Annotated in this window: 5 protein-coding genes; 4 read left to right on the forward strand and 1 reads right to left on the reverse strand. The window is 67.3% G+C overall.

What is annotated here, in order from left to right; all coding sequences use genetic code 11:
* The first annotated feature begins 1 nt into the window (after nucleotide 1).
* Together IE100_RS06725 and oppF are read left to right on the forward strand one after the other, a co-directional pair.
* Nucleotides 2-1,003 carry an oligopeptide/dipeptide ABC transporter ATP-binding protein gene (locus IE100_RS06725; RefSeq protein WP_189373324.1) on the forward strand — a complete coding sequence of 334 codons (1,002 nt, stop codon included), beginning with the start codon at nucleotides 2-4 and terminating at the stop codon, nucleotides 1,001-1,003.
* Complete coding sequence (gene oppF / locus IE100_RS06730; RefSeq protein ID WP_189373325.1) at nucleotides 996-1,982, forward strand: murein tripeptide/oligopeptide ABC transporter ATP binding protein OppF; 987 nt, start codon at nucleotides 996-998, stop codon at nucleotides 1,980-1,982. The genes IE100_RS06725 and oppF overlap by 8 nt, the downstream gene beginning before the upstream one ends.
* 280 nt (nucleotides 1,983-2,262) lie before the next feature.
* On the opposite strand, the gene secA is transcribed toward oppF, so the two are convergent.
* Nucleotides 2,263-4,971: a preprotein translocase subunit SecA gene (secA, locus tag IE100_RS06735; RefSeq protein ID WP_189373326.1), complete on the reverse strand. Its 2,709-nt coding sequence runs from the start codon at nucleotides 4,969-4,971 to the stop codon at nucleotides 2,263-2,265.
* 212 nt (nucleotides 4,972-5,183) lie between these two features.
* Here secA and IE100_RS06740 point away from each other — a divergent pair, with 212 nt between their 5' ends.
* Together IE100_RS06740 and IE100_RS06745 are read left to right on the forward strand one after the other, a co-directional pair.
* A complete protein-coding gene (locus tag IE100_RS06740) occupies nucleotides 5,184-5,612 on the forward strand; it encodes a DciA family protein (RefSeq protein WP_189373327.1) in 429 nt (142 codons plus the stop codon).
* Between the two features lie 151 nt (nucleotides 5,613-5,763).
* Complete coding sequence (locus tag IE100_RS06745) at nucleotides 5,764-7,047, forward strand: DUF3422 family protein (protein ID WP_189373328.1); 1,284 nt, start codon at nucleotides 5,764-5,766, stop codon at nucleotides 7,045-7,047.
* Nucleotides 7,048-7,103 lie beyond the last annotated feature (56 nt).

The raw sequence follows: 7,103 nt of genomic DNA on the forward strand, positions 1-7,103 counted from the left end.
CATGAGCCTGTTACAAGTAAACAATCTCGGCGTGCAGTTCCAGACCCCCGACGGTCTGGTCAGCGCCGTCAATGGCGTCAGCTTCGAGCTGCAGGCCGGCCAGACCCTGGGCATCGTCGGCGAATCCGGCTCCGGCAAGAGCCAGAGCGTGCTGGCGATGATGGGCCTGTTGGCCAAGAACGGCAAAGCCACGGGCGAGGCGCTGTACAACGGCCAGAACCTGCTGACCATGAGCCCGAAACAGCTCAACGGCATCCGCGGCGACCGCGTGTCGATGATCTTCCAGGACCCGATGACCTCGCTGAACCCCTACCTGACGGTGGAGCGGCAGATGACCGAGGTGCTGGAGCTGCACAAGGGCATGACCCGGCGCGAGGCGAAAAAGCGCGCCATCAGCCTGCTGGAAGCGGTGCGCATTCCCGAGGCGGCCCGCCGCGTCGACATGTACCCGCACGAGTTCTCCGGCGGCATGCGCCAGCGCGTGATGATCGCGATGGCGCTGCTGTGCGAACCGGAAATCCTGATCGCCGACGAGCCGACCACCGCGCTGGACGTGACGGTGCAGGCGCAGATCCTCAGCCTGCTGAAGGACCTGCAGCGCGACTTCGGCACCGCCATCGTGATGATCACCCACGATCTGGGCGTGGTGGCCGGCCTGTGCGAGAAGGTGATGGTGATGTACGGCGGCCGCGTGATGGAATACGGCAGCGCCAACGACATCTTCTACCAGCCCTCGCACCCGTACACCATCGGCCTGCTCGGCGCCTTGCCGCGGCTGGACCACGACGGCAGCGAGCTGGTCAGCATTCCCGGCAATCCGCCGAACATGGCCAACATGCCCAAGGGCTGTCCGTTCTCCGAACGCTGCACCCACGTCAGCGAGCTGTGCATCGGCACGCTGCCGCCACTGGCCGCCTCTGCGGCCAACCCTGCCGTGCTGCGCGCCTGTCACAAGGCACCGCAGGAGCTGAAACCGTCCGTCGAGGTAGTGGCCCATGTCTGACAAGAAACTGATTCTCTCGGTGCGCGACGTCAAGGTGCACTTCAAGGTCAAGGGCGGCAACGACTGGCCGTGGACGCCGAAGAAAACGCTGAAGGCGGTCGACGGCGTCAGCTTCGACCTGTACGAAGGCGAGACGCTGGGCGTGGTCGGCGAGTCCGGCTGCGGCAAGTCGACGCTGGCGCGCTCCATCCTCAACCTGATCCCGGCCACCGCCGGCGAGATCGTGTGGATGGGCCGCGACCTGCGCCAGGGCAGCGAGAAGGAGTGGCTGGCGGTGCGCCGCGACATCCAGATGATCTTCCAGGACCCGCTGGCCTCGCTCAACCCGCGCATGACCATCGCGCAGATCATCGGCGAGCCGCTGCGCGTGCACCGCCCGGAGCTGTCGTCCGACGAGGTGATGAAGCGCGTGCGCGCGATGATGGTCAAGGTCGGCCTGCGCGAGCAGATGATCAACCGCTACCCGCACGAGTTCTCCGGTGGCCAGTGCCAGCGCATCGGCATTGCCCGCGCGCTGATCCTGGAGCCGAAGCTGATCATCTGCGACGAGCCGGTATCGGCGCTGGACGTGTCGATCCAGGCGCAGATCATCAACCTGCTGAAGGAACTGCAGCGCGAGATGGGGCTGGCGCTGATCTTCATCGCCCACGACCTGGCGGTGGTGAAGCACATCTCCGACCGCATCCTGGTGATGTACCTCGGCCGCGAGATGGAGCTGGCGGAGAAGCACGCGCTGTACGACCTGCCGTCGCACCCGTACACCCGCGCGCTGCTGTCGGCGATCCCGATCCCGGACCCGAAGCTGGAACGCAGCAAGCAGATCCAGATTTTGCAGGGCGACCTGCCCAGCCCGATCAACCCGCCGTCCGGCTGCGTGTTCCGCACCCGCTGCCCGCTGGCGGAGGCGCAGTGCGCCGGCGAGCGGCCGGCGTTGCGCCGCCTGAGCGCCGACACCCAGTCGTCCTGCCTGCTGGCCTGAGGCAAGCTTGGCCGCAAGCTTGCGGCCAGGCTTGCCGACACCACCCTGTCGTCGCATCCGCGGCGGCAGGGTTTTTTCATGGCTGGAGTGATGAGAAGGGTGCTACTGGCGGGGGCGTGCGAGCTTGTCCTGTGCCGCAGGCGGGCAAGGTTGGCCGCCAGCGCTATCACGGTGCGCAGTGCGGCCAACCTTGTTTCGCGTGCGCTGACCGCCGGCGCGGCAGCATGAAAAACGCCGCCGTGACGGAGTCACGGCGGCGTGGTGAGGGGCTGGCCAGGGCTCAGCTCAGCTGGCCATGGCACTGCTTGTAGCGCTTGCCGCTGCCGCACGGGCAGGCGTCGTTGCGGCCGACGCGCAGGCCCTGGGCCGCCAGCGCGGCGGCGGAGAACGGGTTGTCGTCGCCGGACACCGCCGACGGCAGCTCGTCGTGGTGCAGCTCCATGCCGGAGACCTGATGCGGGGCCACCGCTTCCACGTCGGCTTCGCTGCGCACCTGTACCGTCATCAGCACGCCGACCACGCTGCGCTTGATGCGGTCCAGCATGCCGGCGAACAGTTCGAACGCCTCGCGCTTGTACTCCTGCTTCGGGTTCTTCTGCGCGTAGCCGCGCAGGTGGATGCCCTGGCGCAGGTGGTCCATGGCGGCGAGGTGTTCGCGCCAGTTGTTGTCCAGCATCTGCAGTACCAGACCGTGCTCGAACTGGCGCATCGCCGCTTCGCCGGCCTGGCCGACCTTGTCCTGGTAGGCGGCCGCGGCCAGCGCCACGATGCGCTGCTTGATGTCCGGAATATCCAGCGTCGGCTGCTCCTGGAGCCACTGCGCCACCGGCGCGGCGAGCAGGAATTCGCTTTCCAGCGCCTTTTCCAGGCCAGGCAGGTCCCACTGTTCTTCCATCGATTCCGGCGGCATGTACTGGTCGACGAGGTCGGACAGCACGTCGTCGCGCATGTTGCTGACGATGGCGGACACGTCCTGGTCTTCCAGGATCTCGTTGCGCTGCTGGTAGATCACCTTGCGCTGGTCGTTGGCGACGTCGTCGTACTCCAGCAGCTGCTTGCGGATGTCGAAGTTGCGGCCTTCCACCTTGCGCTGCGCGTTCTCGATGGAGCGGGTCACCCAGGCGTGCTCGATGGCCTCGCCGTCCGGCATCTTCAGCTTGTCCATGATCATCGCAACGCGCTCGCCGGCGAAGATGCGCAGCAGCGGGTCTTCCAGCGACAGGTAGAAGCGGCTGGAGCCGGGGTCGCCCTGGCGGCCGGCACGGCCGCGCAGCTGGTTGTCGATACGGCGCGATTCGTGGCGTTCGGTACCGATGATGTGCAGGCCGCCGGCGGCCAGCACCTGTTCGTGGCGCTGTTTCCAGTCGGCGCGGATGGCGTCGATGCGCGCGGCCTTGTCGGTGTCGGACAGCGACTCGTCGGCTTCCACCGCCTTGATTTCCGGCTCCGGATTGCCGCCGAGCACGATGTCGGTACCGCGGCCGGCCATGTTGGTGGCGACGGTGATCACGCCGGGACGGCCGGCCTGCACGATGATGTCGGCTTCACGCGCGTGTTCCTTGGCGTTGAGCACGTTGTGCACGAGGCCGGCGTCGCCGAGCAGCTTGGCGACGATTTCCGAGTTCTCGATGCTGGTGGTGCCGACCAGTACCGGCTGGCCGCGTTGCTGGCAGTCGCGGATGTCGGCGAGGATGGCCGCGTACTTCTCGCGGCTGGAGCGGTAGATCTTGTCCTGGCTGTCCACGCGCACCATCGGGCGGTTGGTCGGGATCACCACCGTCTCCAGGCCGTAGATGCTCTGGAATTCGAAGGCCTCGGTGTCGGCGGTACCGGTCATGCCGGACAGCTTGCCGTACAGGCGGAAGTAGTTCTGGAAGGTGATCGACGCCAGCGTCTGGTTCTCGCGGTTGATCTGCACGCCTTCCTTGGCTTCCACCGCCTGGTGCAGGCCGTCGGACCAGCGGCGGCCGGACATCAGGCGGCCGGTGAATTCGTCGACGATGATCACCTCGCCGTCCTGCACCACGTAGTGCTGGTCGCGCATGAACAGTGCGTGTGCCTTCAGCGCGGCGCCGAGGTGGTGCATCAGCGAGATGTTGGCCGCCGAGTACAGGCTGTCGCCGTCCTGCAGCAGGCCCATCTCGGCCATGATCTGTTCCGCGCGCTCGTGGCCGGCCTCGGACAGGAGCACGCTGTGCGCCTTCTCGTCCACCCAGTAGTCGCCGTCGCCGTCTTCGGTTTCCTGCTTCTGCAGGCGCGGCGGCACCTGGTTGATCAGCTGGTACATGGCGACGTTGTCGTCGGCCGGACCGGAGATGATCAGCGGCGTGCGCGCCTCGTCGATCAGGATGGAGTCCACCTCGTCGACCACGGCGAAGTTCAGCTTGCGCTGCACCTTCTCGCCCAGCGAGAACACCATGTTGTCGCGCAGGTAGTCGAAGCCGAATTCGTTGTTGGTGCCGTAGGTGATGTCGCTGGCGTAGGCGGCCTTCTTGGCGTCGTGCGGCATCTGGCTGAGGTTGACGCCGACCGACAGGCCGAGGAAGTTGTACAGCCTGGCCATGATGCCGGCGTCGCGGCTGGCCAGGTAGTCGTTGACGGTGATCACGTGCACGCCGTTACCGGACAGCGCATTCAGGTACACCGGCAGGGTGCCGACCAGGGTCTTGCCCTCGCCGGTACGCATCTCGGCGATCTTGCCCTGGTGCAGCACCATGCCGCCGATCAGCTGCACGTCGAAGTGGCGCATGTTCAGCACGCGGCGGGAGGCTTCGCGGCAGACGGCGAACGCCTCCGGCAGCAGCGCGTCCAGCGTTTCGCCCTTGGCATGACGCTCCCGGAATTCGGTGGTCTTGGCCGCCAGCGCTGCGTCGGACAGCGCGGTCATGGTGCTTTCCATGGCGTTGATGCGCGCCACAACCTGTCGGTATTCCTTCAGCAGGCGTTCGTTGCGGCTGCCGAATACTTTCTTAAGGAGCGTCGAAATCATTGTCTGAACATCCAGCGGCCAGCGGGCCGAAAAAAATGGCTTAAAGTGTAGCACACGAACAAGCGGGATAGATGGGGCCGGTTCCGAGCGGAATCAAGATGCATGGCGAGGAATTGCCGGCCCTTGCGGCCAACCTTGCGCCCGCTGCGGATGGCAGGGCGGGCGGGGCGGTTTGGCGCTAAACTGTGGCTATCCCTTTGCCCGATCCCATCATGAGCAGCCTGCACCTTACCGCCTTCAGCCGCCGCGACAAGCAGCTGGCCGACCTGACCGCCGCCGCCCACGCCATCCTGGCGCTGGACCGTGCGTTCAAGCGCCTGCTGCCGGGGCAGCTCGGCCAGTTCTGCCAGGTGGCCTGCGTGCGCGACGGCGAACTGGTGGTCTACGCCCACAACAGCACCGTGGCCGCGCGTCTCAAGCTGCTCGGCAACAGCCTGCTGGCGCCGCTGCAGCGCCAGGGCCACCCGCTGCGCAGCCTGCGCGTCAAGGTGCTGCCGACGCCGCCCAAGCTGCGCAAGCCGAAATCCTTCGCCCTGTCCGAGGCCGGCGTCAGCGCCTTCGACGACGCCGCGCGCCAGATCCGCAACCCGGTGGTGCGCGAGGCGATGCTGGCCCTGCTGGCCCACCATAAATCGCGCTGACGGCGCGCCGGACGAAAATGTACCGGCGGGTGTGGTATTCCTGAGCGATTGCCGCGCCGCCACGGCGGGGAGGCTGGCGGTGGCCGGTGCCGCCGTTTATGCTGCGGTGCAGATGCCGACAGAGCATCCTCAACCGGACATTGCCCAGATCATGACAACCCTCACCAGCCACCCGTTGCGACGGGTGCTCAACGACGAAGCCCACGCTCGTCCCCCGATCGCCATTCCGTCGCCGGCGCGGCTTTCCACGCTGACCCTGCTGTTCGACGATGACGACTCCGCGCAGCGCGCCGCCTTCGTCGACCTGTTCCGCCGCCTCGGTCTGCCGCAGCCCGATCCGCGCAGCGCGCACCATACCGGCATCGCCGGCGACCTCACCGTGCGCTGGGCGCTGCATACCGAATTCGTGCGCTACACCTTCGTGCTGTCCGGCGACTGCGTCGACCCGTTCGAGCGCACCGCGCTGGACCGGCTGCCGAAGGACTGGCTGGCCAGCCTGCCCGGCGAGCTGATGGTGGCGATCCACGCCGTGCTGCTGCCGGCGTCGCAGGAGGCACCGGCCAGCGAGATCTCGCAGCGCTGGTTCGGCGGCCACGACCTGATCGGCGCCGAGATCGGCGACAACAACGGCGTCGCCTATACCGACCTGCGCCTGCACCCGGACGCGCGGCTGAGCGAAGGCTTCGGCCGCTACGTGGTGATCGACCGCAACATGGGGCCGTCGCAGTCCGGGCGCATGCTGCAGCGCCTGTTCGAGATCGAGACCTACCGCCTGCTGGCGCTCCTGGCGCTGCCGGAGGCGAAGCGGCAGGCGCCGGAGCTGAGCCGCCTCGGCACCCAGCTGCGCAGCGTCACCCAGCGCATGGCGGAGCAGAGCGACACCGACGCGCTGCTGCTGGACGAGCTGACCGATCTGGCGGCGCAGGGCGAACAGCTGATCGCCGAGAGCCAGTACCGCTTCGCCGCCGCGCGCGCCTACTACAAGCTGGTGGAACGGCGCATCACCGAGCTGCGCGAGAGCCGGCTGTCGGGGCTGCAGCCGTTCCGCGAATTCATGGAGCGACGGCTGGTGCCGGCGATGGAGACCTGCGACACCGCGGCCAAGCGCCAGGAGCGGCTGATGGCGCGGCTGCAGCGCAGCACCGCCTTGCTGCGCACGCGGGTGGAGGTGATGCACGAGGCGCAGAACCGCGCGCTGTTGGCGAGCATGAACAAGCGCGCCGCGTTGCAGCTGAGGCTGCAGGAAACGGTGGAAGGGCTGTCGGTGGGGGTGCTGACCTACTACGCGATCGGCCTGCTGTCCTATCTGTTCAAGGCCGGCAAGGCGCTGGGCGCGCCGATCAATGCCGAGCTGGCCACCGGGCTGTCGGTGCCGGTGGTGGCGCTGGCGGTGTGGTGGGGCATGCGGCGCCTGAAGCGCACCGTGTTGCACTGAGTCGTCATCCTGGCGGCCAAGGCGGCAAGGTTGGCCGCAACGCAAACCGGCCCGAC

It is taken from the genome of Vogesella alkaliphila, from assembly GCF_014652475.1.
GTDB lineage: Bacteria > Pseudomonadota > Gammaproteobacteria > Burkholderiales > Chromobacteriaceae > Vogesella > Vogesella alkaliphila.

What these genes read in the sequence shown, in the direction of transcription:
- IE100_RS06725 (WP_189373324.1), top strand. Translation starts at nt 2, where the DNA reads ATGAGCCTGTTACAAGTAAACAATCTCGGCGTGCAGTTCCAGACCCCC.
- oppF (WP_189373325.1), top strand. Translation starts at nt 996, where the DNA reads ATGTCTGACAAGAAACTGATTCTCTCGGTGCGCGACGTCAAGGTGCAC.
- secA (WP_189373326.1), bottom strand. Translation starts at nt 4,971, where the DNA reads ATGATTTCGACGCTCCTTAAGAAAGTATTCGGCAGCCGCAACGAACGC.
- IE100_RS06740 (WP_189373327.1), top strand. Translation starts at nt 5,184, where the DNA reads ATGAGCAGCCTGCACCTTACCGCCTTCAGCCGCCGCGACAAGCAGCTG.
- IE100_RS06745 (WP_189373328.1), top strand. Translation starts at nt 5,764, where the DNA reads ATGACAACCCTCACCAGCCACCCGTTGCGACGGGTGCTCAACGACGAA.